Origin of the sequence: Paenibacillus sp. FSL R10-2778, assembly GCF_038593035.1 — a bacterium.
Taxonomy (GTDB): domain Bacteria; phylum Bacillota; class Bacilli; order Paenibacillales; family Paenibacillaceae; genus Paenibacillus_AQ; species Paenibacillus_AQ odorifer.
The window spans coordinates 2,769,349-2,794,401 of sequence record NZ_CP151956.1; the positions used below are offsets into that span (position 1 = coordinate 2,769,349).

22 protein-coding genes and 1 pseudogene are annotated in these 25,053 nt (G+C 46.2%); 19 read left to right on the forward strand and 4 right to left on the reverse strand.

Going from position 1 to position 25,053, the window contains the following annotated elements; genetic code table 11:
- Positions 1–271 precede the first annotated feature (271 nt).
- The 6 genes from NST40_RS12115 (at position 272) to NST40_RS12140 (ending at position 6,025) form a co-directional block, all read left to right on the forward strand.
- Positions 272–2,239, forward strand: a complete 1,968-nt coding sequence (locus NST40_RS12115; protein WP_076275865.1) for a sensor domain-containing diguanylate cyclase — start codon at positions 272–274, stop codon at positions 2,237–2,239.
- A 639-nt stretch (positions 2,240–2,878) separates the two neighbouring features.
- Positions 2,879–3,031 carry a hypothetical protein gene (locus tag NST40_RS12120; RefSeq protein WP_179086972.1) on the forward strand — a complete coding sequence of 51 codons (153 nt, stop codon included), beginning with the start codon at positions 2,879–2,881 and terminating at the stop codon, positions 3,029–3,031.
- 104 nt (positions 3,032–3,135) lie between these two features.
- On the forward strand, positions 3,136–3,963 hold the full coding sequence (locus NST40_RS12125) for a hypothetical protein (protein ID WP_076275864.1): 828 nt from the start codon (positions 3,136–3,138) through the stop codon (positions 3,961–3,963).
- 95 nt (positions 3,964–4,058) lie between these two features.
- Positions 4,059–5,174, forward strand: coding sequence for an aminopeptidase (locus NST40_RS12130; protein WP_036686152.1), 1,116 nt, complete (start codon positions 4,059–4,061; stop codon positions 5,172–5,174).
- 106 nt (positions 5,175–5,280) lie between these two features.
- Positions 5,281–5,526, forward strand: coding sequence for an HPr family phosphocarrier protein (locus tag NST40_RS12135; RefSeq protein ID WP_036686154.1), 246 nt, complete (start codon positions 5,281–5,283; stop codon positions 5,524–5,526).
- 202 nt (positions 5,527–5,728) lie between these two features.
- Positions 5,729–6,025 carry a YlaN family protein gene (locus NST40_RS12140; protein WP_036686156.1) on the forward strand — a complete coding sequence of 99 codons (297 nt, stop codon included), beginning with the start codon at positions 5,729–5,731 and terminating at the stop codon, positions 6,023–6,025.
- Positions 6,026–6,112: 87 nt separating this feature from the next.
- Here the strand turns inward: NST40_RS12140 and cax are convergent, their stop codons facing one another.
- Positions 6,113–7,183, reverse strand: coding sequence for a calcium/proton exchanger (gene cax / locus NST40_RS12145; protein WP_036686157.1), 1,071 nt, complete (start codon positions 7,181–7,183; stop codon positions 6,113–6,115).
- A 153-nt stretch (positions 7,184–7,336) separates the two neighbouring features.
- On the opposite strand from cax, the gene NST40_RS12150 reads away from it, so the two are divergent.
- Complete coding sequence (locus NST40_RS12150; RefSeq protein WP_019911482.1) at positions 7,337–7,702, forward strand: Asp23/Gls24 family envelope stress response protein; 366 nt, start codon at positions 7,337–7,339, stop codon at positions 7,700–7,702.
- A gap of 88 nt (positions 7,703–7,790) precedes the next feature.
- Here NST40_RS12150 and ftsW read toward each other — a convergent pair whose 3' ends face one another.
- Positions 7,791–9,032: a putative lipid II flippase FtsW gene (gene ftsW / locus NST40_RS12155; protein ID WP_081387374.1), complete on the reverse strand. Its 1,242-nt coding sequence runs from the start codon at positions 9,030–9,032 to the stop codon at positions 7,791–7,793.
- Positions 9,029–9,376: a YugN family protein gene (locus tag NST40_RS12160; protein WP_036686159.1), complete on the reverse strand. Its 348-nt coding sequence runs from the start codon at positions 9,374–9,376 to the stop codon at positions 9,029–9,031. The genes ftsW and NST40_RS12160 overlap by 4 nt, the downstream gene beginning before the upstream one ends.
- Positions 9,377–9,615: 239 nt before the next feature.
- Here NST40_RS12160 and NST40_RS12165 point away from each other — a divergent pair, with 239 nt between their 5' ends.
- The 10 genes and pseudogenes from NST40_RS12165 to NST40_RS12210 all read left to right on the forward strand — a co-directional run bounded on the left by NST40_RS12165 (position 9,616) and on the right by NST40_RS12210 (position 18,906).
- Entirely contained in the window at positions 9,616–10,797 is a 1,182-nt protein-coding gene (locus tag NST40_RS12165; RefSeq protein WP_076275863.1) for a M20 family metallopeptidase, read from the forward strand.
- A 63-nt stretch (positions 10,798–10,860) separates the two neighbouring features.
- Entirely contained in the window at positions 10,861–11,292 is a 432-nt protein-coding gene (locus tag NST40_RS12170; protein WP_076129131.1) for a CBS domain-containing protein, read from the forward strand.
- Between the two features lie 119 nt (positions 11,293–11,411).
- Positions 11,412–13,124 (forward strand): DNA repair helicase XPB, encoded by a 1,713-nt coding sequence (locus tag NST40_RS12175; RefSeq protein WP_076189871.1) that lies wholly within the window; start codon positions 11,412–11,414, stop codon positions 13,122–13,124.
- Positions 13,121–15,046 (forward strand): helicase-associated domain-containing protein, encoded by a 1,926-nt coding sequence (locus tag NST40_RS12180; protein ID WP_076275862.1) that lies wholly within the window; start codon positions 13,121–13,123, stop codon positions 15,044–15,046. The genes NST40_RS12175 and NST40_RS12180 overlap by 4 nt, the downstream gene beginning before the upstream one ends.
- Positions 15,047–15,066: 20 nt before the next feature.
- Positions 15,067–15,504, forward strand: a complete 438-nt coding sequence (locus tag NST40_RS12185; protein WP_076129134.1) for a YlbF family regulator — start codon at positions 15,067–15,069, stop codon at positions 15,502–15,504.
- Positions 15,505–15,544: 40 nt separating this feature from the next.
- Positions 15,545–15,808, forward strand: coding sequence for a YlbG family protein (locus NST40_RS12190; protein WP_036686170.1), 264 nt, complete (start codon positions 15,545–15,547; stop codon positions 15,806–15,808).
- Between the two features lie 164 nt (positions 15,809–15,972).
- The gene (locus tag NST40_RS12195; RefSeq protein WP_076129159.1) at positions 15,973–16,410 is read left to right on the forward strand and encodes a hypothetical protein; all 438 of its coding nucleotides are present in this window, start codon (positions 15,973–15,975) and stop codon (positions 16,408–16,410) included.
- A gap of 160 nt (positions 16,411–16,570) precedes the next feature.
- Positions 16,571–17,470, forward strand: a complete 900-nt coding sequence (locus NST40_RS12200; RefSeq protein WP_076129135.1) for a selenium metabolism-associated LysR family transcriptional regulator — start codon at positions 16,571–16,573, stop codon at positions 17,468–17,470.
- Positions 17,471–17,493: 23 nt separating this feature from the next.
- A pseudogene (locus NST40_RS12205) lies at positions 17,494–17,946 on the forward strand (GNAT family N-acetyltransferase); the annotation flags it as partial.
- 72 nt (positions 17,947–18,018) lie between these two features.
- The gene (locus NST40_RS12210) at positions 18,019–18,906 is read left to right on the forward strand and encodes a PHP domain-containing protein (protein ID WP_341088786.1); all 888 of its coding nucleotides are present in this window, start codon (positions 18,019–18,021) and stop codon (positions 18,904–18,906) included.
- An 87-nt stretch (positions 18,907–18,993) separates the two neighbouring features.
- Here the strand turns inward: NST40_RS12210 and NST40_RS12215 are convergent, their stop codons facing one another.
- The gene (locus NST40_RS12215; RefSeq protein ID WP_076219511.1) at positions 18,994–20,883 is read right to left on the reverse strand and encodes an NFACT RNA binding domain-containing protein; all 1,890 of its coding nucleotides are present in this window, start codon (positions 20,881–20,883) and stop codon (positions 18,994–18,996) included.
- A 291-nt stretch (positions 20,884–21,174) separates the two neighbouring features.
- Between NST40_RS12215 and NST40_RS12220 the strand changes: the two genes are divergently transcribed.
- Together NST40_RS12220 and dapF are read left to right on the forward strand one after the other, a co-directional pair.
- Positions 21,175–23,991: a calcium-translocating P-type ATPase, SERCA-type gene (locus NST40_RS12220; protein ID WP_076280363.1), complete on the forward strand. Its 2,817-nt coding sequence runs from the start codon at positions 21,175–21,177 to the stop codon at positions 23,989–23,991.
- Between the two features lie 137 nt (positions 23,992–24,128).
- Positions 24,129–24,965, forward strand: a complete 837-nt coding sequence (gene dapF / locus NST40_RS12225; protein WP_076129138.1) for a diaminopimelate epimerase — start codon at positions 24,129–24,131, stop codon at positions 24,963–24,965.
- The last annotated feature ends 88 nt before the right edge of the window (positions 24,966–25,053 follow it).

Below are 25,053 nucleotides of genomic sequence, written 5' to 3' on the forward strand. Positions count from 1 at the left end.
AATGCGTGAGGGTGACACAACGTTACGCCCAAGTAAGACTTGTTACAGTCTTGTTCAACAATAAATATTATATGAAAGTAGCATATAAAGTCAAGCGCATATTAAAAGAGTTTTTGTCATTCTTTGTCGTTAGTTCTTTGGTCCTAAAAAAAATCCCGGAAATAAGGAAAATATAATGCAATACACAAAGAAAGGGAGTAAAATATAGTTAATTAGATGTTAATTGGGAAGGTTTTTTTTTCTTAAATGAGAAGCAAAGGGGATCTTCGTTATGTCAGAACAGAAAGCATACGCTTCTCAAGACAGTCGTATGCTGATACAGGACAAATTGCACACTAGTAGAGATTCCGAAGATCCCACCGCCTGGCTTAGGGAAACGGAAATAGTGTCCCATGACTTCCCATATTTGGCCAATCTGATTGCAGACAGCTTCGAGGAATGGATCGATGGGCTAGAGGCTCTACCATTCGCTAAATCATGGGATTGGTGTGTGCTGAATTTTGAAGGCAGATATTTTGCTAATATTGCCGATCAGCAAGAACGATGGAGGCACCAATGGGAGCAAGCGGCTGCAGCTAGTTTACTTTCTGGCGCAACCTCATCTGTTCAACTTACGGTGCAGGGTCAGGATATGAGCTTTTTTACTATACCGCTCATCACTCGCGTTGACAAAGAAATTTTTGCCTTCCTGGGCTGTGCTATGCCGACACAACAATATTTAATGGGTGGACGAGATACTGCTGAGGCTATATCTTTGCAGTACCGGACCATATTCTATCATAAGTTTGAACATATTTTTGTAACTGATCTTGCGAGTGTTCATCAACATGCTGAACGTGAGAGCAATCGCCGCTCCTTGTTATTTCAGATCGTTCAGCGGATGCATGACAATATTGATGTGAACGCTGTGCTTACGGAGGTTATAGATAGCATTTCTGCAATGTACCCTGGTGCTAGGCTTGAGCTGTTTATGTCGCAAGATCACCGCAGCACTCATCCGCAGGTCAAACCTTTACCGTTTCAGATGTCCAGTGATGATGTCTGCGCTAGAGCATTTAAAGACGGCCGTGTTGCTCTGAACACCAACACTGAAGATCAACACATTGTAGAGATTGGTCTTCCGCTAGGCGGGAAGCAAGGGGTTTATGGCGTATTCCACATGGTGATGGATAACTCGATCTTTATGGATGTAGATTTACGGTTTCTCTCGATGGTGGCGGATACCGCAGGTACTGCTTTTGAGAATGCCAAGCTGTATGAACGCTCCAATCAGCTCATTCGTGAGCTGCGTATGAGTAACGAACTTACACAACGGCTGAATCAGAGCTTGCGTTTAGGGGATATTTTTCAATTTGCGTTTGAAGAGCTGTTGGAGATGTTTGGTGCAGACTACTGCTGTATTTTACATATGAACGAAGAAAAGGGCGGGCTAGAGGTTATTGCTTGCAATCATTCCTCCTTGCAAAATGAAATTTTAGAAGTAGGACAAGGTTTAGGCGGGAAGGTCTATACTACTGGGGAATCATTAATCATGTCTAACTACATAGATAATCCTAATACTACTTCTCGTTTAATGAATGCTACCGGGTCGCAGTCGCTGATTGCCACACCTTTAAGTGTAGGTGGTGAAGTGCGTGGTGCCATCATGTTGGCGCATCGCGATGCCCATTATTTCTCTTATGACAATTACAGATTGCTTCAGGCGATGGCGGGGCATATTGGACTAGCTGTAGGGAATGCAAGGCTGCATGCCGAAGTTAGACGTCTAGCGAACAGAGATAGCCTAACTGGACTTTATGCTCGTCATTATCTGGACGAAGAAATAAAGGAACGGCAGTCTACAGATTTTTGCGGTTGCTTAATTGTTGTGGATATCGATCAGTTCAAGATGGTGAATGATACCTATGGTCATCAAAAGGGCGACAAGATCTTAAAAGAGGTCAGTGAAATTGTGAAGTCCTCCATCCGTCAAGGGGATATTGCTGCGAGGTGGGGTGGAGAAGAACTGTCGGTCTATTTACCATTAATGGGAGTAGAACAGGCAGTAAATGTGGCTGAACGTATTCGTAAGCGAGTGATGAATGAAACCGAACCTAATGTAACAGTGTCCTGCGGTATAGCAGAATGGAGCTGGATGGACGAACGTGTAAGTGTCGAATCCCTGTTCTATCGAGCGGATATGGCACTGTATAAAGCTAAGAACAATGGGCGTAACCAGGTGATCGTTGACACTAAATAGAATGGCAGCGGTGTGAAGGGATTGCCTCATAAGTAAAAAAAGATAGCAGAGCAGCGGTTCTCCCGTATTTGGAGAGTCGCTGCTTTTTGTTTTGGCAGATCGCTGGCTGCTTCGACTGTGTATCCATCATGCTGCGAGGCTTGCGGACTCAGAAGACGCTATTGGCGTGTATTTTGCCTTTGGGGCATGTTTTCGGACACCAGAGACGCTATAGCTTGGAAAAAGACTCATTTTGTGCGTTTTTAAGGTCAATAGCTGTGCTGGAGTCCGTTGGTATGGGAAATATCGGGAAATGCTGCGTTAAGGGTCAGCTGTGTCCGTTAGAGACAACGGTGCGGCGACTGTAACGGCAATATTCGCGCATCGGCACGTGACTAGCAGTTCTCCCGTAATAAGGAGTTGCTGGTCATTGTTTTGATAGTTGGCTCGCTGCTTCGACTGTGTATCATACATGCCGCTGCGATGCATTCGGACCCAGATGACGTTATTAGCATGATTTTAGCTTTTTAAGTGAGGTTTCGGACACCAGAGACGCTATTGCTTAGTATGAGGGGCATATCGGGCGCATTTCGGGTCAATAGCTGCAATGGAGTCCGTTGGCATACGAAATACCGCAAAATACTGTAATTAAGGTCAGCTGTGTCCGAAAGCTTCAACGGCGCTGCGACTGGCAGCGGTAACTTCGTGAGTCTGAAGGTGGTATGTACTGACATTCAGAAGCAAGCGACGAACGCGCATAAGTTAGAGCAATGTATGGAAACCGATTACAGCAACGTATTTGCATCTGTATAAGGCGCGCAGGAAGGGAGAACCCTATAGTGGGCTGTAAAGTAAAATACTCCAAGAAAGGCCTGATGACCGTGAGAAAGTCATTATTACTGAAGGGGTTAGTTCTTATGATTTTTACCTTGTCCTGCGTGTTCAACAGCGGTTGCAGCGTTATTAGAGATAAACCAGCCAAGGAAGATCTGAGTTTGGTGTTAGCGGGTATAACGGGCAGCGATGGGGTTACTTTTAAAGGGTCAACCATGCTTACAAAAGGTGGAAAGACCGTTCCGGAATCCATGATATTTTACGAAGGCACAGTACAGGACCATAAGAAGGTCAATCTGTATACACTGCTTCCTGATAAATCCTCAGCCACAAAAAAATCAGCAAATAGCGCTAAAGATTTAAAAAGCAGCATCACTTCTATGAAAGCTTTCCATAGTCAGCTAGAGAAAAAAGAGGGGGAATGGGTAGCGTTGACCACTGAAGGTTCCTCTGAGGACGGAAATCCGCTTGCTTTGCTTAATCCGTTGAAACAGCTGGAGGAGCTGCAATCCATGGAGGCTAATGTGACTGAAGATGCGGGTGCAGGCAGAGGGACAAATGTGCTGCGGATCGAGCTGACGCCTGCTGAGGCCAGAAAGCAGCTGACTGCTGAATTGGAAAAAGAGATGCAAGACCTTCGACCTGAAACACCAGATTCTGCTGGAAAAATAACAAAGAACGACCAGGCGGTTACGCAAGCTTTGGTGGAGCTATGGGAGAAGAAAAATAATGAATTACAGCAAAAGCTGAAACAAGCTAATGTTGAGACTGTCTACCATTTAACCGTTGATACAAAACATAATCTGCCGAGAAAGCTCACCTTAAATCGTAAGGTTACCTATTCGGAGGCGGGAAATGAATCTGATAATGAAACTTATGTATCACAGGTGAATTTTTCAGGCTTTCGTTGATTTTCACATTATCCCACAGGTCTTGCGCTCCATACAGGGCGTGCTACAATAGAAAAGCTTGCTTATTTTTTAGACAGAGGAAGGAAGAATACACAATGAAAGATCCCAGAATTCAAAAGCTGGCAGCTAACCTAGTCGGTTATTCTGTAAATGTCCAGCCAGGCGAGAACGTGCTCGTCGAAATGATTGGCAATGAAAGAGATTTAATCAAAGCTGTTGTAGAGGAAATCGGCAAGGCCGGTGGTCATGCTTTTGTACAATTAACAGATCGTACAGTCCTGCGCAGCATGCTTAAATACGCAACTCGTGAGAGTCTTCAGACATGGGCTGAAATTGACTTGAACCGGATGAAGCAAATGGATTGTTATATCGGGATTCGTGCAGGTGAGAATGTGAACGATCTGTCCGATGTTCCTGAAGAAAATATGAAATTGTATAACTCGTTGTACTCTCATCCAGTGCATAGCGAACAACGTGTGAAGCATACGAAGTGGGTAGTACTGCGTTATCCGAATGCGAGCATGGCTCAGCTTGCGAATATTAGCACTGAAGCGTTTGAGGACTTTTATTTCGAAGTGTGTAATTTGGATTACGCCAAGATGGACAAGGCTCAGGATGCTTTAGCTGATCTCATGCGCAGAACGGATAAGGTACATATTTTGAGTGCTGGAACAGATCTTAAGTTCTCGATTAAAGGAATCGGTGCAGAGAAATGCTCCGGGCAAAAAAATATTCCGGATGGCGAGGTTTACAGCGCCCCAGTTCGCGATTCTGTAAATGGAACGATCAGCTATAATGCACCGTCAGTATATAATGGAGTGACCTTTGAAAATATCAAATTCAAATTCGAGAATGGAAAAATTGTTGAAGCCACCAGCAATGACTCCGCTCGTTTGAACGAAATTTTGAATTCAGATGACGGCGCGCGTCATATTGGCGAATTCGCTATTGGTTTTAACCCTTACATTCTTCACCCGATGAATGATATTCTTTTTGACGAAAAAATCGCAGGCAGCCTGCACTTTACGCCAGGACAAGCATATGATGTTACAGATAACGGTAACCGCTCCTCCATTCACTGGGATCTTGTGTTGATCCAACGTCCCGATTATGGCGGCGGTGAAATTTATTTTGACGATGTATTGATCCGTAAGGATGGAATTTTTGTGTTGCCGGAACTCGAAGGTCTGAATCCTGAAAACTTGAAATAAAATGTAATAACAAGAAAACTCCTTGCACAAGTAAGCGGATTCAATGTATCATAAGAAATGATAACAAAAGACTAAAGTTTTATAATCAAGTTGCGGAGGGATTTCTATGTCCAGTAACAATGCGGCAATTGTCGATATTGCCCAAACGGCAGGCCAGTTCAACTCTTCAATCGTTCTTCAAGCGGACAACAAGTACATTGATGTTAAAAGTATCCTTGGTTTGTTCACTACTTTGGTATCCAGCCAAAGCTATGAGCTTCATGTTCATGGGGCAGATGCTGAAGAAGCTAAGAAGGCAATGACTGAAGTGTTTGCAAAACACGGTTTGAAATTCACAGTTGTTGCTGAGTAATAGTCGTGCTAAAAACGTCCTACCGGTTTTCGGTGGGGCGTTTTTTCTAGAAGTAGATACGAAACTTGATAGGATAACGCAGCAGGTTCTTTTAAATATATGGTTAGTATAAACTGAATTGTTGTATTGATACCGGATTTCGTCTAATATTAAGTAAAATAGTAAAAGCAGCTTAACTTTTGGACATGGGGGGGATAGAGGCATGACTTCATCGGAATTACAGGAACAGTATAATCTTAAAGCAATCAATCTTCTACAAGAAGATGCCGATAAAATTCAGCAACTTATAGAAGTGCAGATGGAGAATCTGGCAACACGCTACTGCCCTCTCTATGAGGAAGTGCTGGATACCCAGATGTACGGTTTCTCCAGAGAAGTGGATTTTGCGGTTAGAGCAGGTTTGGTCCCAGAGATTACTGGTAAGATGGTACTAAGTAAGCTGGAGCGTAACTTAGCAGTACTCTACGAGGCTTTGAACAACAAAGCGAAGGAAGAATAAATATCGGTTTCTTAAGTATTTATAGAAGCGCACATGAGGACGAATCGCTCATGTGCGCTTTTTGTTGTGAACAATGGTTAATAATGATTATACGAGATAGAAGGAGACTCCTAAAATCAGGTAGACCGTTAATAACAAGAGACCCTCATACCAGTTAGTTGAGCCGTCCTGAGTAATTGATTTGGCAATAAAGACGGCTACACCGATGGCGACAATTTCGATGGTCGTAAAAACTATGTCCATTGTATCACCCATGAAATAACTGGCGAAGATTAGGACAGGTGCTACGAACAGGGCGATTTGCAGACTGCTTCCAACCGCAATTTCTACTGCCGCACCGATTTTGTTCTTCATGGCCAGCATAATGGCTGCACTATGCTCTGCGGCATTACCGATGATGGCTACGAGGAACGCACCTACAAACAGCTCGCTGAATCCGAAACGCTCTGTCAAAGTCTCTAACGTTCCTACCAGCCACTCACTCACGAAGGCTACCATTACAGTGGCAAGCACGAGATAAAGGATGGATTTGTTTTTGGACCAAGCAGGGGCATGTTCATGAGCTAATTCTTCTTTACCCTCTTCTGTAACGTCCTCTAGATGTTTCTTATGCGTGATCATGGAGAAGATTAGCCAAGCTATGTACGAAGCGATGAGCAGCCCGGCAACGATTAAACTGAGCACATCGGTATCCTTCTCCGTAATAGAGTGGGTGGTAAAGAACATAGCGGGAACAAATAAGGCAATGACGGCAACGATCATCAGGGAGCCATTCATTCCGGCAAGGGTTACGTTGAAGTTCTGAACTTTGAACTTCATCCCGCCGGCGAAAATACTCAATCCTAGAACAAGCAACAGGTTGCCGATAATAGAACCGGTAAGACTGGCTTTGACCATGTCGAACAATCCTTCCTTAACCAGGAAGAAGGCAATGATTAGCTCAGCAGCATTGCCGAAGGTGGCGTTTAGGAAGCCGCCCAGTCGTTGTCCGGCATAATGAGCTACACTTTCAGTGGCCCGGCCGAGAAAACCAGCCACAAACACCACAGCGATTGCTGATAGAATGAACTGCAGGGTATGATCCCAATCGGCATAATGGCCGATCGCACTAAGGATAAAGGCGATACCCATCAGTGATGGTGAAATCCATTTTTTCAATGTGAAGGCACTCCTATCTATGTATTTAGATTGAATTCATAATCAATATACCCAAATTGTTCCTAGGTGTAAACGAGAAAGCGATAAAGTGATTTGCTTTTTAGCCTGTTTTGGAATTACAATAATTGATAATGAGTGTAGGGGGGATATGGCATGGCAGAACAACTTCAACTGGAAATGGGAAATATACGAATTTCAAATGACGTCGTCTCAAAAATTGCCGGTTTGGCTGCCTTGGAGACTCCGGGAATTGCAGCCATGTCTGGTGGCCTGTCAGAAGGCTGGGCGAAACGTCTAAGCGGTAAGAACGTTCAGAAGGGCGTTACCGTTGAAGTAGGACAGCTGGAAGCAGCAGTAGATCTACGAATTATCGTTCTCTATGAAACACCGATCCACGAAGTGTGCCGGATGCTTCAGCAGAACGTACGTGAAGCTGTGGAGAGCATGACTGGACTTCATATTGTTGAGGTAAATGTCAAAGTTGAAGGCGTAGCTTTCAAGAATGATGAAATCTCTTAAAAAACTTGTACACAAAAAAGCAGTCCAAGGTTAATTCCCTGGGCTGCTTTTTTATGTGTAAATTCCCTAACCTCCGGCTTTATAAAGCTTACCGGGAACGAACCTGTCTAACCGTTGTTACAGATTTCGTTACTTCCTCTTTGGCAGGAAGGTTGGTTTCTCTTGAGATGCTTAGCATAATTCCCATGCACAGCATGCTGACAAGGAGTGAAGAGCCCCCGTAGCTGATAAACGGCAAGGTAACGCCGGTAAGAGGGATTGTATTGGTTACACCGCCGATATTGACAAAGGCCTGAATGGCTATGAGGCCCATAATCCCAATTCCGACGAGCGTACCAAAGGGATCCTTACACCTTAAAGCGATTAGAATACCTCGCCAGATAAAATACAGATATAACATCAAAAATATGGAGGTCCCAAGAAAGCCGAACTCTTCACCAATTACGGGGAAGATAAAGTCCGTATAAGGGTATTTTAGATAGTCCAGCTTTTGAATGCTTTTGCCGAAGCCGGAACCACTTACTCCACCTTGGCCAAGAGCGGTTAAGGATTGAATAATGTTATAACCATCACCCTCAGCAACCTGATAAGGATCTAAAAAGGCAACGATACGACCTTTTCTATAATCCTGAGTGTCAGTGGCTTTATCGGATGGAGATAAGGAATCAATCGCTGCTTTGGCGCCTATAACTAGTCCTACACCCAGCACTAGCAGTGCTATAGAGCCCAGAATATGCTTCATGCTGGCACCACCGGCATAAATAACAAGTCCGCTGGTAGCTACGAGAATAAGGCAAGAACCTAAATCCGGCTGCATCATTATAAGTCCGGCAACAATACCCACGATGACCATTACAGGGATATATCCTGTACGGAAATCTCTAAACCGTTCACCTTTTTTGGTGATAAGTGCTGAGATATACAGGATAATCGATATTTTGGCTAATTCGGTGGGTTGAATTCCAAGTGTTCCGATACTAAGCCAGCTCTTGGCACCATTAATTTTTTCAGAGAAGGCTACCACGAGCAGAAGTATAACGGTGATGATAAAAATAGGTACATACCACTTCTTAAACTTACTGTAGTGAATGTTCATAGCTATAAACATAACAATGGTTCCGAGTACGATCCAGATCACTTGGCGTTTAATGAAAAATAGAGGGTCATTACCGAACTTCGGGCTTGCTAAGGTTAAGCTTGAGCTAGCACTGAAGACCATGACTAGACCGAAACCCACAAGTAGTAGTGTTAAGATAAGTAGTTGGAAATCGGGTGTTCCTCTTTTGGGCAGGCTGACATTTTGTTTCGTCGTTCCCTTTCTGTTACTCAAGCCTCTAACAGCTGCTTTAATTCAAGAATCCGCTTAGCAGCAGTGTCCAATACTGGTTTTGGCACCGGAGATTCATATTCCAGGCCATGAGGGAAGGTTGCTTTTCCTAAGTATACGGCTTCAATTGCAAGTACGGCATCAGACTTCTCTAGCTTTCCCTCGACAGCGCGAGTGTTAATGCGTAGGAAGTATTCGCCACCATCCTGTGGGTCTTCAATTTTGCAGTCGTAAGTGGCACGATAGTATTCCCATTGCCAGCGGATGAAGCCAGCTTTTGTGGCACTCTCGTCCAGATAGAGAAGATCACTCTTCAATCCTACGAGGCCCGTGTTCTCAAAAATCATAGCACGCATATCCCCCTTATGAAGTATAATGATGAATTTCTGATCCGATTGCTGATGTTCTACCTCATGATAGTATGTTTCTAAAGGTTGTGCAAGAGTAGGCAGTGCCTAACAATACCCAGTTTTTTGCGTTTCTGCTACAATAAAAGAATTATAGTCGTTCGCGGCTGGAACAAAGTGAACAGGACTGCTATCGCTTGCTATGGATGCGGGTTTATCGAGAAGGGGATGGAGAACTTATGAAGAGCTTAGCGGTTGATTCGCTCATGCCGGAGATCGTGGAATGGAGACGCCATTTGCATCGTCATCCGGAGTTGTCTTTTCATGAAAAGGAAACGTCAGCATTTATAGCAGATAAGTTAGCCAAATTCGGAATTGAAGTCAGAAGAAGCGGGACAGGGTATGGTGTGCTTGGCATACTACGGGGAAAGCGGCCGGGGAAAACCGTTGTTCTTCGCGCGGATATGGACGCCCTACCTATTAAAGAGGAGAACAAGAAGGATTACGTTTCGCAAAATGAAGGGGTAATGCATGCCTGTGGACATGATGGCCACACTTCCATACTGCTCGGTGTAGCCTCTTACTACAGCAGCCGGCTTGAGGAGCTGGAAGGGGAGCTGCGTTTTCTTTTTCAGCCCGCAGAGGAAGTATGCCCAGGAGGGGCGCAGGGGATGATTGCCGAAGGCATGTTAGAAGGAGCGGATGCGGTGTATGGTCTGCATCTGTGGACTCCATTGCCTATGGGAACTGTTGGGAGTGCTCCGGGACCGTTGATGGCGTCTGCGGACGAGTTTTTTATAGATATCATTGGCAAAGGCGGACACGGCGGCATGCCGAACCGTACCATTGATAGCATCGTGGCGGGAGCGGCGCTGGTGACCCAGCTGCAGAGCATTGTAAGCCGCTCTGTGAACCCGCTGGAGCCCGCTGTACTCAGTGTAGGAACCATTCAAGGGGGATTCGCCCAGAATGTCATTGCCGAGCAATGCCGGATCACAGGGACAGTGCGGGCATTCGACGAGGAGACACGGCATTTGATACGCCAGCGAATCGAAGAAATGACCGTTTCTATTGCCAGCGCTTACGGGGCAGAAGCTAAGATAGATTACGTTATGGGATATCCTCCCCTCGTAAATCACGATGGTGAAGTGCAGCGGTTTTTCGAGGTGGCCCCAGCGGCTTTAGGAGAATCTGTTGAAGTGATTCGGATGGAAAAGCTGATGCCAGCTGAGGATTTTGCCTATTATGTTAAGGAGATTCCAGGCTGCTTTATGTTTGTGGGTGCCGGAAATCCGGATAAAGAGGCTGACTATCCACATCATCATAGCAAATTTGATTTTGACGAAGATGCCATGCTGCACGGAATGAAGCTGCTCATTGCTATGGCGAATTCCTGTATGCGTGAGGACACAATCGTATAATTTCGTTTCATAGAGGAGAACCTATTCCCATAACATGGAGACCATGATTAGGAGGGTTCATTCTTGAAGACAGTGAAAGAGGTTATGACGAAGGAGCCTGCAACGGTTACGCTGCAAGATAATGTGTATGAAGTTGCCGTGAAAATGCGAGATTATGACACTGGATTTATACCTGTTGTTGATAATGAAGAACATAAGACACTGCTCGGTGTAATTACTGACCGCGATCTCGTGATTAGAGGTTATGCGGCTAAACACCCTGGTTCAACCTCAGTGGAAACTGTAATGAGTAAAGAGATTCAGGCCGTCTCGGAGAATACTTCAGTAGATGAGGCTGCAGAGTTAATGGCTGGCTGGCAAATTCGCAGGCTGGCGGTGACACGTGACCAGAAGCTGGTGGGCGTAGTGTCGATTGGAGATCTGGCTGTGCGCGACATTTTTGCGGATGAAGCTGGTGAAGCCCTCCATGATATTTCGCAGCAGCACTTACATTAAATAGTCAGATAGGGAAGCTCATGACCGTTATGCGGGGATGGGCTTTTTCCTGTTATATGAAAATAAACAAAATTACATAGCGCAAGCTTAAATCACTTGAACACTAGGGAGGAAAAGCTATGAATGGATCAGGAGCTTGCATCGTACGCAGGGACCGGACAATTTTACTGGAATGTGCTCATCCGGATTTTGAGGTGGCAAGGAAAAAGCTAGGGACCTTCGCGGAGCTGATAAAAAGTCCTCCTGCTTACCATACCTACCGAATTACCCCTTTATCTCTTTGGAATGCAGCTGCGCTTAATTATACTGCTGAGGAGATTATCACTAGCCTGCATCACCTTGCACGCTGGGGTGTTCCCACAGGATTGGAGGAGGAAATTGAAACTCTTTTGTCCAGATATGGAAAGCTGACTCTTCATGGCCAAGAGACTCAGAATGAGGTCGTTATGTTAAGAACGGATGCTCCTGAGCTTTTGAATGAGTTGAGTGATGTACAAGGTCTAAAAGCGTTGGGTCTACTGAGAATAAATCCTCTGGAATGCTCGTGCCCTGCGGAGAATAGAGGGCTTTTGAAACAAGAGCTGATGAGATTGGGGTATCCAGTTCTCGACTACGCCGGATATCATGAAGGGCAAGCGCTTAGCTTGACCTGGAAGGAGAATCTCGATACCTGCAAGGCTGATTCGGCAAACGATTCATTTGGCTTACGTGAATATCAGCAGGAGGCCGTTCAGCTGTTTCAAGGGACAGAAGGACAAGGGGGAAGCGGTGTGGTGGTGCTGCCTTGTGGCGCAGGGAAGACAATTGTAGGAGTAGCAGTACTTGAAAGTCTCCAATGTGAAACCCTGATTTTAACTTCAAATACAACGTCCGTAAGGCAATGGATGGATGAATTGCTGGAGCGAACAGATTTGGCTGGAGAGGCAGTAGGTGAATATTCGGGTGAAAAAAGAGAAGTGCGGCCAGTTACCATTGCCACCTATCAAATATTAACGCATCGTTCGTCCAAAGACGGTCCGTTTCTCCATATGAAGCTGTTTAACGAACGCAATTGGGGCTTGATTATATATGATGAGGTTCACCTGCTTCCAGCGCCTGTATTTCGGGCTACAGCAGACATTCAGGCTACACGTCGACTGGGGCTTACAGCCACTTTGGTTAGAGAAGACGGGAAGGAAGGGGATGTGTTCTCTTTAATCGGACCGAAACGCTACGATTTGCCTTGGAAGGAGCTGGAGCAGCAGGGCTGGATCGCTGAAGTGGAATGTGTAGAGATCATTGTGCCGATGAATCCGGAGCTTAAACAAGAATATATGTACGCGGCGGCAAAAGAAAAATTTCGTATGGCTTCCTGCAATCCTGCCAAAGCTGAAATTGTAGCCAAGCTTCTAAAGGTCCATACAGGTTCTTCGGTGCTGGTTATTGGACAATATCTCGACCAGTTAAGTGAACTGGCTGACAGGATCGGGGCGCCTTTAATTACCGGCAAAACGAAGCAGCGTGAAAGAGACGAGCTATATGCGGCTTTTAACGAGGGAGATATACAGGTACTGGTGGTGTCAAAAGTAGCGAATTTCGCGGTGAATTTACCTGACGCGTCAATTGCTATTGAAGTCTCGGGAGCTTATGGATCACGGCAGGAGGAAGCCCAGCGACTAGGTCGAATCCTCCGCCCCAAAGCGGGGGAGAATAAAGCCTATTTCTATACACTGGTATCTGAAGATAGCCGGGAACAGGATTTCGCTTTGCGCCGCCGGATGTTTTTGACTGAGCAGGGCTATGAATATGTCGTTAAAAAGATGCCGAGTGGAGAGGAGCGAACCATCCATTGAACCAGCTGTCAACAGAAGCATTAGAGGTCTTAAAGCGATTATGTGCAGCTTATGCTGCCCAGCCGTTTGAGGAAGGGAAGGAAGAACGATTGCGCCCTGTGGCGCTTTGTCGTGCTGAGCAAAAGCTTGCAATGAACGAATTGCGCCGCGAGGGGCTGTTAACTGCAAGGCATAAAATATTAGGCGAAAAGCTGTACCAGATTCCTGTTGATCAGCTGCCGGCAATTGAACAAGAATTTTTCCCGTATCAGCCGCAATTCATTGCCGGGCATTTAGTGAGTCTTACCATGGAAGCAGGAGCCGGACTGGCGATAGATTTGTTTCGGGCTTTGCTGTTCACCGCTTGGGAAGGGTTGCCGCTGACAGCCAAGGGGATTATTCATAAAAAGCATCTAAACCGCTTAGCGGCGCAGCTTTCTTTTGGGGAGGAGCATTTGCAAGGGCTCTCCGTAGGTTCTCTTTTAGAGGAACAGAAAACACTTTCTGTCATAGCGACGGTGGATATTCTGCTGTGTCTTGGACTTATTCGTAGGCAGAGTGCCGGATACACGCTTGATCTGGAGCTGTTGGATCGTTGGCTGCAGCTTCCTGAAGCGACGATGAGTGACATTCTTTATGGGATTGTAATTAATCGCTCTGGAAGCGTGGGCCCAGCCGATCAACATTTTCGTTATATAATTTCTAATGCAGATTTTATCCCCGGGAAATGGATAATGCTGCCCGCACTATTAGACTGGATGATGGCTTCTAATCTCACAGGTAACGTTGCCCGTAATGAGCTTGAGAAGTCAAGCTTGAACTGGTTACGTTGTTTAACAGGCTTTGGCTGGTGTGAACTGGGAGAAACCGCTGAGGGCATGTTGTGTTTTCGCTGGACCGCTGCTAAGCCAATGCTATCTGCTGAGAGGGGATCATTCGCTGCTGTTGGGTCTGGAGATACACAGGAACAGTTTATTGTGCAGCCGGATTTCGAGGTACTGGTTCCACCGGAGGTCCCCTTTTCTGTACGATGGACACTGGCTGGCTGCGCTGAGCTCCAGCAAAGTGATACGATATGGAGCTTCCGGCTGACGAAAGAGAGGTTGGAACTTTCAGCTGAGCGTGGAATGTCACCGAATGACATCATCTCCTGGATAAGCGAGCATGCTCTGGGCGGGCTTCCTTCGGTGGTTCAAATGTCCCTTGAGCAATGGGCAAAAAGCATTGGCCGTACTTCACTATCGCAAGTAATTCTCTTGACCTGTCAGACGGAAGCCGATGGAGCTGCTATCGCAGCTCACCCGCGTTTACAGGAGAATCTTGAACGTATCGGTCCTTTACATTTCATAGTGGACCCGGAATATATGGAACAGATACGAAAAGAACTGTACTCCGCGGGGCTAGCGCCTTCCAGAATCATTGGAGGACAAGGGGAGGATCCAAACGTAGGGTGGAGTTGGTTTCCTCATGAAACAGGAAACCCCGAGGCAACGTATGTTCTTCCAGAGCTGAATGTAGAACTAGGATTGCTGTCCAAAGGGAATCCTTTTCTTAACCTGCCGGTTATTGCTCCTGAACAAGAGGAGGAGATTCTCTTCGGTGGAGAAAATGTACCGCAGATCTGGAGCAAAGAATGGCGGCATTATCATAGCTCGACTGCACAAAAGGTGATGGAGCAAGGGTTAAGATGGGGAGTCAAAGTGCGTTTTGCACTAAAAGATCAGATGTTAGATTTTATCCCTTCCCGCATAAGCGGAAATCCATGGAGAGTTTCCGGACAGCTGCTCTATCACGATGGTGAAACGGTTGAAGATATAGAGCTCACTCCGGAAGACTGGAAGGAAATGAAGTTAGTTATTCCCAAAGGACGAAGAAATTCCTCTTCTGCTCAAGCGAGTGATTATGGTATGATAGAAAAGTCTACTGAATCGGTAGATCATTAACGAAGAAAAGAGCTGAGTTCATGAGCGTAGCTGAAATAAATACGGTCGATATGGCTGAAGTGCTGACATACGCCTATGAATTAGGCGATATGATTAATCAATCCGCCGAGGTGTCGGATTACTTATACTGGAAAGGACGGGTTGATACGAACCCCGAAATTCAGGCCATGGTCAAACGACTTCAGACTAAGAAGGAGTTGTTTGAAGAAACACAGCGATTCGGACATTTCCACCCGAATTATCATTCAGCAAAGGATGAGGTTTCGGCAGTAGAAGCGGAACTGGAGCGGTTCGAAGAAGTTGTTCGTTTCAAGCTGGCAGAGAAGACCCTTGACGACATTCTGCATTCCATGTCGGAAGCGATTGCTTTTTCAGTATCCGATAGCATTAAAGTACCAAGTAATGATCCTTCCCCTAAAGGTGGATGCGGCAGCGGGGGAAAATGCTCCTGCGGATAAGCTTCCCTTAGGATTTAGAGAGAGAAAGGCGGTTTAGCTTATGTTTGCGGAACGGACAGGATACATCATTTGGGTAAGTGACGTTAAAGCGGCACGTAACCTTGAGAAATACGGAACATTACATTATGTTTCTCGGAAAATGCATTATGCAGTTATGTATGTAAATGCAGAACGGGCTGAGGAAGTTATGAAGAATGTCCGCAGACTCTCCTATGTGCGAAAGATTGAAAGATCTTATCGTAACGAAATTAAGACAGAGTATACTAGTAATGGACCGGACAAGTCCCGTAATTACAGTATGTGATTCCAGGAGATAAACAGGCGCTTAAACAGCGCCTGTTTTTTTTATGCTTATTTACAAAAAAACGCCATTACTCTCGACGGTAGAAACTTGTACAACTTTCGGCAATGAGGTAAGATGACAACATTAAGTGCATACTAAGACCCTTATGGTGGAGTGTGATGATGATGCGCAACAAGGGGACGGATTGGCCCAGCACTTATGAGCCCTTCCACATCATGCTGAACGATTACAGGGTCGCCGATATCGTTATAACCAATCATGCGAAGAGCCGTTATATGGATCGCATCAGCAATGGTGCAAGCAATGCCGAAGAGGTCGCTGCATGGATGTGGCAGTGCCTAATGCAGAATCGGATCAAGCCCTTTTCAAGCAGTGATTATAACGCATATTTAATTGACGATGACTCTGTAGTAATCGCTGAGTTTACGGAATTGACAGGTGAGAGAGATCTCTCAGGCCAGCCATTATATTCTATGATCATCGTTTCGTTTCTTGGGAGAATCTCGGAGATGCCACAGTTGAGAGATTTAAAAACCTATTTTTCACTGCTGCGTAATTCTCACCGCACAAAGCTGTCGAAGAAGAAACGAAGACGCAAATAGTCTATAAAGAAACGGGCAAGAGGCATGCGGCGAGTCTGCATGTCCTTTTTAAAAATATAAGAATTTATATACTGCACGATTATAATATTCTTAAGCTTTTACGAGAAACGATTGTCGTCTTTAAAGGACGTTCTTTTTGTAATATAAGGAGTTGCGAAGCATGAACTTTCATCAGCTGCATATTTTTTATACGGTCTCCGAGCGGGGAAGCTTCTCGGCGGCGGCGCAGACTTTACATATGACTCAACCAGCTGTGACCATGCAGGTACAGGCACTGGAGGATTATTTTGGCACCAAATTGTTTAACCGTTCCACCAAAAAAATCGTACTCTCCGAAGCAGGGCACACCCTGATGCCATACGCGCTGCGCAGTATTCAGCTGATGCGTGAGACGGATCAAGCGATGTCAGCATTCACACATATGCTGGAGGGGCGGCTGCAGCTTGGGGCGAGTCTTACGATAGGAGAATACGTGCTGCCACGGCTGTTAGGCCCTTTCGGAAAGCAATATCCTAACATTTCTATTATGATGAAAGTGATGAACACCTCGCAAATTATGGAGGAAATCCTCAAGCATCAACTGAATTTTGGTTTAATTGAAGCCCCGGTCACACATCCGGACATGGAGATCGAGCCCGTGATGGGAGATGAGCTGAAGTTGATCGTGCCACATGATCATCCACTTGCGGAGCAGCAAGAGGTTACCTTGGAGCAAGTGCTTCAGCATCCTTTTGTATTGCGTGAGCAGGGCTCAGGAACGCGGCGTGTGATGGAGGAGCAGCTGTTCTCCAAGGGACTTGATCCGGGAACTATGAAGATCGTGATGGAGCTTGGAAGTACGGGAGCTGTGAAATCAGCGGTGGAAGCAGGTCTTGGCATAACGATCATATCGACCTCTTCGGTTAAGCATGAAGTTGCGCTGGGACTGTTGAAAATTGTGAATATCTCCGATGCCTCTTTTAAAAGACAATTCTACGCCATTCATCTAAAATCAACACTGCTGCCAATTTCTGCAGTAACCTTCCTGACTTATTTGCGTGAGCATTCGAATCAAATCTGATAGTTAAAGCGGGGGATATTACAATGTCAATTGTTCTACGTGGAGAAAAGCTAGTATTGCGCGATATTACAGAGGCTGATTTTCAGAAGCTTTATTATCACTATCATGAAGCTGAAGACCGTGAACACTTGAAATGGGATGGTCCCTATAAATCTTTGACACATCAAAGATTCGAAAAGTTTACCGAGGACTACATAGGTCATTTGGCGTTAGTTGAGACGGAAACCCCGCGTAACCTGTTGATCATAGAAATAGACGGCAAGGTAAAGGGCAAAGTAGGGCGCTACTGGATATCGCAAGAAACCAACTGGATGGAGATTGGTATAGTAATCTTTGATTCTAGTTATTGGTCAGGTGGTTACGGTACGGAAGCGTTTAAGATGTGGATAGATTATTTATTTAATTCTCTTGATACAGTCCGTCTTGGAATAGGCACCTGGTCAGGGAATAAAAGAATGATCGGGTTGGCAGCGAAATGTGGCATGGTGGAGGAAGCTCGCGTCCGTAAAGCACGAATCGTGCGAGGAGAATACTATGATGCCATAAAAATGGGGATTCTGCGGGAAGAGTGGGAGAATGCAGGTAACCTATCTGCTAAGGATGTATGTGACCTCCATACCCATACTCAAGCCTCTGACGGCATGCAGCCGCCAGCGGAGAATGTACGGCTTGCTAAGGAGAAGGGGCTAAGCGCTGTTGCCATTACGGATCATGATACAGTAGCTGGCGTGAAGGAAGCCTGTGAAGCAGGAGAGAAGTACGGAATAACCGTTGTGCCTGGTGTAGAGATCAGTACGCGTGCTGGTGGCAAAGACATTCATGTGCTGGGCTATTATGTTGATCCTGAGAATGAACAATTTCTCTCACGTTTGGAAGGGCTAAGAGATACCCGGGCACTTAGGAATGAAGCGATAATTACCAAGCTGCAAGACCTTGGGATTGCGATTACCTTGGAACAGGTTATAGCGGGGATCGGGCGGGAATTGAAGCCTGACGAAAGCATCGGCCGGCCACATATTGCCGACGAGCTGGTTCGGCTTGGGGCAGCTACCGATATGAGAGATGCCTTCAACAAGTATTTGGCCGAGGATGCAGCAGCCTATGTGTCACCTCCCAGAATCACACCGGAGGAAGCTTGCGAGTGGATCATTGAGGCAGGAGGGTCTCCAGTATTAGCCCACCCGGGCTTGTACGGGGATGACCTTCTGGTGCGAGATATTCTGGAGCAAGGCGCTTTTAAAGGGATTGAGGTCTATCACTCTGATCATGGACCTGCGGAAGAAGAACGTTATCAAGTTATGGCTGAGGATTATAATCTGTTAATAACCGGAGGTTCTGACTTTCATGGTGCCCGTCAAGGCGTAATTTTTCACGGGGATATCGGCAGTGTTACGGTTTCTACAGAAGTACTGAAGTTTTTAAACAAGAAGGCATGAAATTAGTCGATTTGCGGAGCGAATTATAAAAACCTCCACCCTTAGATGTTCAACATCTGCAGCTGGAGGTTTCTTTATATCTAGTAGTTAGCTTCTCAAAGTATTTGGAAGACTCTTAATTCTTTCCTCATTAGGTGTGACGAACAGTGTCTTTTGATGATCATAGATTACAAATCCCGGCTTGGAACCGCTTGGCTTACGTACATAGCGGATCAATGTACAGTCCACAGGCACACTGCTGGACTGTTTGGCTTGGCTGAAATAAGCGGCAAGTTGAGCGGCTTCTTCTAGCGTTGCATCTCCAAATTGCTCACTTCGGATGACCACGTGTGATCCGGGGATGTCCTTGGTATGCAGCCAAGTATCATTCGGAGAAGCCAGCCGATTGGTGACGTATTCGTTCTGCAAATTATTTTTGCCGACATAAATATCGATTCCTTCCGAAGAGGTGAAGACCTGTAATGTGGGTCTGGTGGCCTTTTTCTTCTTTTTACCCTTTTTGCTCCGGTCACGCAGATAACCTTGGCTTACAAGCTCGTCGCGGATCTCCTCAATGTCGTTGAGGGAAGCGTGGGCAAGTTGCTGCAGCAGACTCTCCATATACAAAATTTCCTCATGCGTCTTCAAAAGCTGTTCATTAATAACAAGCAGGCTGTTTTTATATTTGTTGTATTTTTTGAAATAACGTTGTGCATTGTCCGAAGGATTTAATAACGGATCGAGCGGAACCACCATTTCCGCCTGATTTTCATCATAATAATTGACCAAGGAGGCTTCTTTATCCCCTTTGGATACCGCGTGTAATGAAGCGAAAAGCAACTCACCCCAAATGCGGTAACGATCAGCATCCTGAGCTTCGTCGAGATCCTTCTGCAAATTAGCGAGTTTTTTAACGTTTTTGCTCCGTTCATTGCTGAGGAAACGGATCAAATCACTCACCCGTTGCTTTACAGTATCGCGCTCGGCTTTATCCCCGTAATAATCCTCCATACATTCACTGATGGAGTTGTAATGTTTCGCACTCTCACCCAGAAGTGTTAAGGGGATCGCAGAAAAAATCATTTTACCTTTTGCGTTTGCACCTGCAACAGGAGAAAACTCGTTATCGCATACGGGTCCCATTACGGAATGGAAGGCAACCCATAATTTTGTTGGAAACGCTGCTTCGGTTTCTGTAACTTCGCCTTTATCCAAGGTGTTTCTCAGACGAAGAGCAATTTCACCAGCAATCAGCGGGCTCATTCCGCTGAAAGCATGTACCATCCAGCCTACCGGGTCAGCTGAGGGAGATGGACCGCCAGAGCCGTCAGGTTTTTGCTCTACTGCTTCTTTTGTGATCAGATTAGCAAGCTCTCCCTCAATGATTTCTTCTGGCTCAGCTTCCTCCTCAACATCCTCTATCAGCGCAGCTTCTTCAGCAGCCGAGATTAAATTGAGAAATTGCTCCTGGCCGATTTCCAAAGGGTTCAGCTTATGCTGCTGAGGCGGCTCTGTGTAGGCGATGCCGGGCATCACAATCCGATAGCTGCTAATCGATGGAGTTACATGATGAATGCCGTCTATGATCGTTCCAGAGCTGAGATCAGTAAGAATGATGTTACTGTGCCGACCCATCAGCTCTATGATGATCTTTTTGGCAAATACGTCACCAAGCTCATCTCTAGTCTTGACGTTTATGTGAATAATTCGTTCCATGCCTACCTGCGTAATGCTTTCAATGGTCCCTCCCTCACAATGCTTCCGCATAAGCATGCAGAACATGGGGGCTTCCGAAGGATTAATGCTGTTTCTTTCGGTAAAATGCACCCGAGGATACGTAGGATTAGCAGAGAGCAGCAGCTTGCCGCCGCCACCTGCGCCGCGCAGGTTAAAAATTAAATCGTGATTGTTCGGTTGATATATTTTTCCTATACGTGCACCTATGAATGATTGCAATTCGTGCACGATAGCTTTGGTAACAATGCCGTCTAATGCCATGATAAAGCTCTCCTGTCGCCGTGAAATGAATTTCTTAAATATAAGAAAGTAAAAGTTTCACACAATACTTTATGTCTTATATTTCTCGTTCAAACGCCTACCTGTCCTTATAAGGACGCCAAAGACGTTTATGCTTACCTCTCTATGATGCCATACTTTAGGACATTCGCGCAAAAGGGGAATTGGATAGGGGTGATATTATTGGACGACCTTGAATACATTTGTCATGAACAGGTGGAAAAGCTGTGCGCCGCCGGAAGTAAAGAAACGACCGGGAGGGAAAGAAAAGTCATGGAACAAAACAGTTGGCACCGTCTCGGTGCAGAAGAGCTGCAGAAAATGTTCAATGTCCAGCCAAGGACGGGCCTCAGTGATGAGGAAGCCGCGGAGAGACGAAAGGAGAACGGGTACAACGAGCTGTCGGAAGGAAAGACAGTATCTCCGTTTACCCTGCTGTTGAACCAGTTCAAGGATTTCATGGTGCTTGTGCTCATGGGTGCAACGCTTGTATCCGGGTTGCTAGGCGAATACTTGGATGCCATCACGATCATCGCGATTATCCTACTGAATGGAGCGCTTGGATTTGTTCAGGAGTTTCGCGCCGAACGTTCGCTCAGAGCTTTAAAGCAGCTCTCCGCACCTTCTGCGAAAGTGCTACGTGGAGGGAATAGCGAGATTATCCCAGCCAAGCTGTTGGTGCCAGGCGATATTGTCTTGCTGGAGAGTGGTGATCGGATTCCTGCTGATGTACGTTGGTTGGAATGCAGTGCTCTATATGTGGAAGAATCCGCACTTACTGGGGAATCATTGCCTGTCTCGAAGCATTCGGAAGCGATCCGTGCAGAAGAGATTCCGCTTGGTGATCAGAAGAATTTAGGCTTCATGGGCACTATGGTAACCAGAGGAACAGGGAGAGCTGTTGTAATCCGTACCGGTATGAATACGGAAATGGGTAAGATAGCAGATCTAATCCAAAATACGGATTCTCAGGAAACACCTTTGCAGCACCGGCTTGAGCAACTAGGAAAGATTCTGATCTACGTATCTCTGGGATTGACAATTGTAGTTGTGGCAGCAGGTATTCTGCATGGACAGCCTGCCACCTCCATGTTCTTGGCTGGTGTGAGCTTGGCAGTTGCCGCGATTCCGGAAGGGCTCCCCGCTATTGTAACTATTGCGCTTGCGCTAGGTGTGCAGCGGATGATCAAACGTAAAGCTATCGTTCGTAAATTGCCGTCAGTGGAAACGCTGGGCTGTGCCTCGGTAATCTGTTCAGACAAGACAGGAACTTTAACGCAGAATAAAATGACGGTGACCCGATTATGGACGGGTGGACGTGGTCTTGAGGTAACAGGCGAAGGGTATGCTCCAAATGGACAGGTTCTGGAGAAAGGTAAAGCAGTGGATCTAAAACATGATCAAAGCTTACGGCGGATGTTGCAGGTCGGCGCATTATGCAGCAACGCGGAAATCATCGAGACCTTCCAGTCTGAAGTGCGAGGCAAACGCAAAGGGAAGGATAAGGATGCTATTCTTGAAAAGTCTGCAGACAACACTTCCGTTTGGGAACTGAAGGGCGACCCGACTGAAGGAGCACTCGTGGCACTGTCAGGAAAGATGGGTCTGACCGCTCAGACGCTTGCTGTAACCTACACTCGTGAACAGGAATTTCCGTTTGATTCTGAACGGAAGCTGATGTCTGTGATCGTAGGCCATCCTGGAGGACGGATGGTATGTACAAAAGGTGCGCCCGATGTACTGCTCAATCGCTGCTCATACATGCTTTGGGAGGGCGGTGTTGTGCCTTGTACACCGACTTTGCGGCAAAAGGTGCTTGATGCCAATGAGCAGATGGCTTCTGGAGCCCTTCGTGTGCTAGGTATGGCTTACCGGGATATGCGTCCAAATGAACATGTGAATAGTGAAAAGGATGCGGAGAATCAATTAGTCTTTATTGGTTTGGCTGGAATGATTGATCCGCCACGTCGTGAAGTCCGCGATGCCATCAGCGTCACACGCCGGGCCGGGATTAAGACGGTTATGATTACCGGTGACCATGGAACAACTGCCGAGGCTATTGCTCACCAGCTGGGAATTCTGCAGCGTGGTGGAACGGTGCTGACAGGTGCTCAGTTAACCCGGATGGATGATGATGAGCTGGATAAGGTATCGGACAATGTGTATGTATTCGCCCGCGTATCTCCAGAGCATAAGCTTCGGATCGTTAAATCGCTACAACGTCATGGTCACGTAGTGGCTATGACCGGAGATGGAGTGAATGACGCTCCAGCCATTAAGGCTGCGGATATCGGAATAGCCATGGGTATCACAGGCACAGATGTGACCAAGGAAGCATCATCACTTGTTCTCGGAGATGATAACTTCTCTACGATCGTTGCTGCCATCGAAGAAGGCAGAAACATCTATGAGAATATTCGTAAATTCATTCGTTATTTGTTGGCATCCAATGTAGGAGAAATTCTGACAATGTTCTTTGCCATGATGCTCGCTCTGCCATTGCCACTCGTTCCCATTCAAATCCTTTGGGTCAATCTGGTGACAGACGGACTGCCAGCGATGGCCCTTGGCGTGGATCAGCCCGAGAAGGATTTGATGGAGCATAAACCGCGTGGTGCGAAAGAGAATATTTTTGCCCGCCGCTTAGGCTGGAAAATTATAAGCCGTGGACTCTTAATTGGTTTATGTACGCTAGGGGCATTTTGGCTAACTTTACGTATAGCACCAGACAATCCTGCACAATTGATTCGGGCACAGTCGGTGGCTTTTGCGACACTCGTTATGGCACAGTTGATCCACGTCTTCGATTGCCGCAGCTCGCGCTCAGTGTTCCACCGCAATCCGTTCCAGAATAAGTATCTAGTGCTTGCCGTATTGTCATCAGTCTTACTGATGCTGGCCGTAATGTACGTGCCTGTGCTCCAGCCTGTCTTCAAAACAGTGCCGCTCAATTTCCGCGAATGGTGTCTGGTGTTTGTAACAGCGGGGATCCCAACCTTCTTGATGGGTGCCGGCAGTGTTTGGGGCGGCAAACGTAATCGGGGGCGCAGCGGCAGTACGATGATAAAAAGTACAAAAATTTCAGCATAAAGTCAATACTAATGCTCCATTCCTAAAGGTATACTTGTTGCAGTTAACCGCTCATATGCTTGCGAAATGCTAAATTACACAGAACCTTAAGCTTAAGCGAATGCTAACATAACATAACCTTTAGGAGTGGACTTTTAATGGAATTTACAAAAATGCACGGCCTCGGTAATGACTTCATCGTTGTTTTCGGTGAGCAAGAGCTGCCAAGTAATGCAGCGGAGCTTGCTGTAACCCTATGCAACCGGTTCTTTGGAATCGGTGCTGACGGATTGGTATATATCCTTCCTTCTGAGCGTGGCGATTTCATGATGCGTATTATGAATTCTGATGGTTCGGAGGCGGAGCAGTGCGGAAATGCTATTCGCTGTGTCTCTAAATATGTATATGACCACGGACTGGTAAGCTCAGAGCAGATTGTAATAGAAACGATTGGTGCCGGAGAACAAAAGGTTACATTAAACGTGAAAGACGGTGTTGTGGAGACTGTAACCGTAGATATGGGCGAACCTGTATTGTCCGGTCTGCAAATTCCAGTATCTATTGATGCAGAGCCAGTGCTCTCTCAGCCGATTGAAGCGGACGGAACCGAATTTACGTTCACAGCGGTATCCATGGGAAATCCTCATTGCGTGATTTACGTAGAAGATGCAGTGAATTTTGATCTTGCCACATGGGGACCTAAGCTTGAGGTACATCCTTTGTTCCCGAGAAAAGTAAACGTTGAATTCGCAACGGTACTGGATCGGGGGAGAGTGGATATGCGTGTCTGGGAACGTGGGGCAGGACCTACGCTTGCCTGTGGCACTGGAGCTTGTGCAACCCTTGTCTCCTCTGTGCTGAACGATCTTACAGACCGGGCAGCTTGGATTAGTCTAAAGGGCGGCGATCTCTATATTGAATGGAATGAAGAGGATAATCATGTGTATATGACTGGACCTGCTGAGGTCGTATTCACGGGCAGTGTAGCAATATAAAAAATAACAAAAAAGGCAGTCCAAGAGCGCATTCTTGGACTGCCTTTTTTGTGTTTCTAACCTGATGTGACTTTAAGTAGCCGAATAA

Bases quoted from the DNA above. Each gene is read 5' to 3' on its own strand.
- NST40_RS12185 (WP_076129134.1), top strand. From the start codon at position 15,067: ATGAGCGTAGCTGAAATAAATACGGTCGATATGGCTGAAGTGCTGACA.
- NST40_RS12165 (WP_076275863.1), top strand. From the start codon at position 9,616: ATGAAGAGCTTAGCGGTTGATTCGCTCATGCCGGAGATCGTGGAATGG.
- dapF (WP_076129138.1), top strand. From the start codon at position 24,129: ATGGAATTTACAAAAATGCACGGCCTCGGTAATGACTTCATCGTTGTT.
- NST40_RS12210 (WP_341088786.1), top strand. From the start codon at position 18,019: ATGGGGATTCTGCGGGAAGAGTGGGAGAATGCAGGTAACCTATCTGCT.
- NST40_RS12200 (WP_076129135.1), top strand. From the start codon at position 16,571: ATGAACTTTCATCAGCTGCATATTTTTTATACGGTCTCCGAGCGGGGA.
- NST40_RS12215 (WP_076219511.1), bottom strand. From the start codon at position 20,883: ATGGCATTAGACGGCATTGTTACCAAAGCTATCGTGCACGAATTGCAA.
- NST40_RS12130 (WP_036686152.1), top strand. From the start codon at position 4,059: ATGAAAGATCCCAGAATTCAAAAGCTGGCAGCTAACCTAGTCGGTTAT.
- NST40_RS12140 (WP_036686156.1), top strand. From the start codon at position 5,729: ATGACTTCATCGGAATTACAGGAACAGTATAATCTTAAAGCAATCAAT.
- NST40_RS12150 (WP_019911482.1), top strand. From the start codon at position 7,337: ATGGCAGAACAACTTCAACTGGAAATGGGAAATATACGAATTTCAAAT.
- NST40_RS12125 (WP_076275864.1), top strand. From the start codon at position 3,136: ATGATTTTTACCTTGTCCTGCGTGTTCAACAGCGGTTGCAGCGTTATT.
- NST40_RS12195 (WP_076129159.1), top strand. From the start codon at position 15,973: ATGCGCAACAAGGGGACGGATTGGCCCAGCACTTATGAGCCCTTCCAC.
- NST40_RS12160 (WP_036686159.1), bottom strand. From the start codon at position 9,376: ATGATTTTTGAGAACACGGGCCTCGTAGGATTGAAGAGTGATCTTCTC.
- NST40_RS12175 (WP_076189871.1), top strand. From the start codon at position 11,412: ATGAATGGATCAGGAGCTTGCATCGTACGCAGGGACCGGACAATTTTA.
- NST40_RS12135 (WP_036686154.1), top strand. From the start codon at position 5,281: ATGTCCAGTAACAATGCGGCAATTGTCGATATTGCCCAAACGGCAGGC.
- NST40_RS12115 (WP_076275865.1), top strand. From the start codon at position 272: ATGTCAGAACAGAAAGCATACGCTTCTCAAGACAGTCGTATGCTGATA.
- NST40_RS12220 (WP_076280363.1), top strand. From the start codon at position 21,175: ATGGAACAAAACAGTTGGCACCGTCTCGGTGCAGAAGAGCTGCAGAAA.
- NST40_RS12190 (WP_036686170.1), top strand. From the start codon at position 15,545: ATGTTTGCGGAACGGACAGGATACATCATTTGGGTAAGTGACGTTAAA.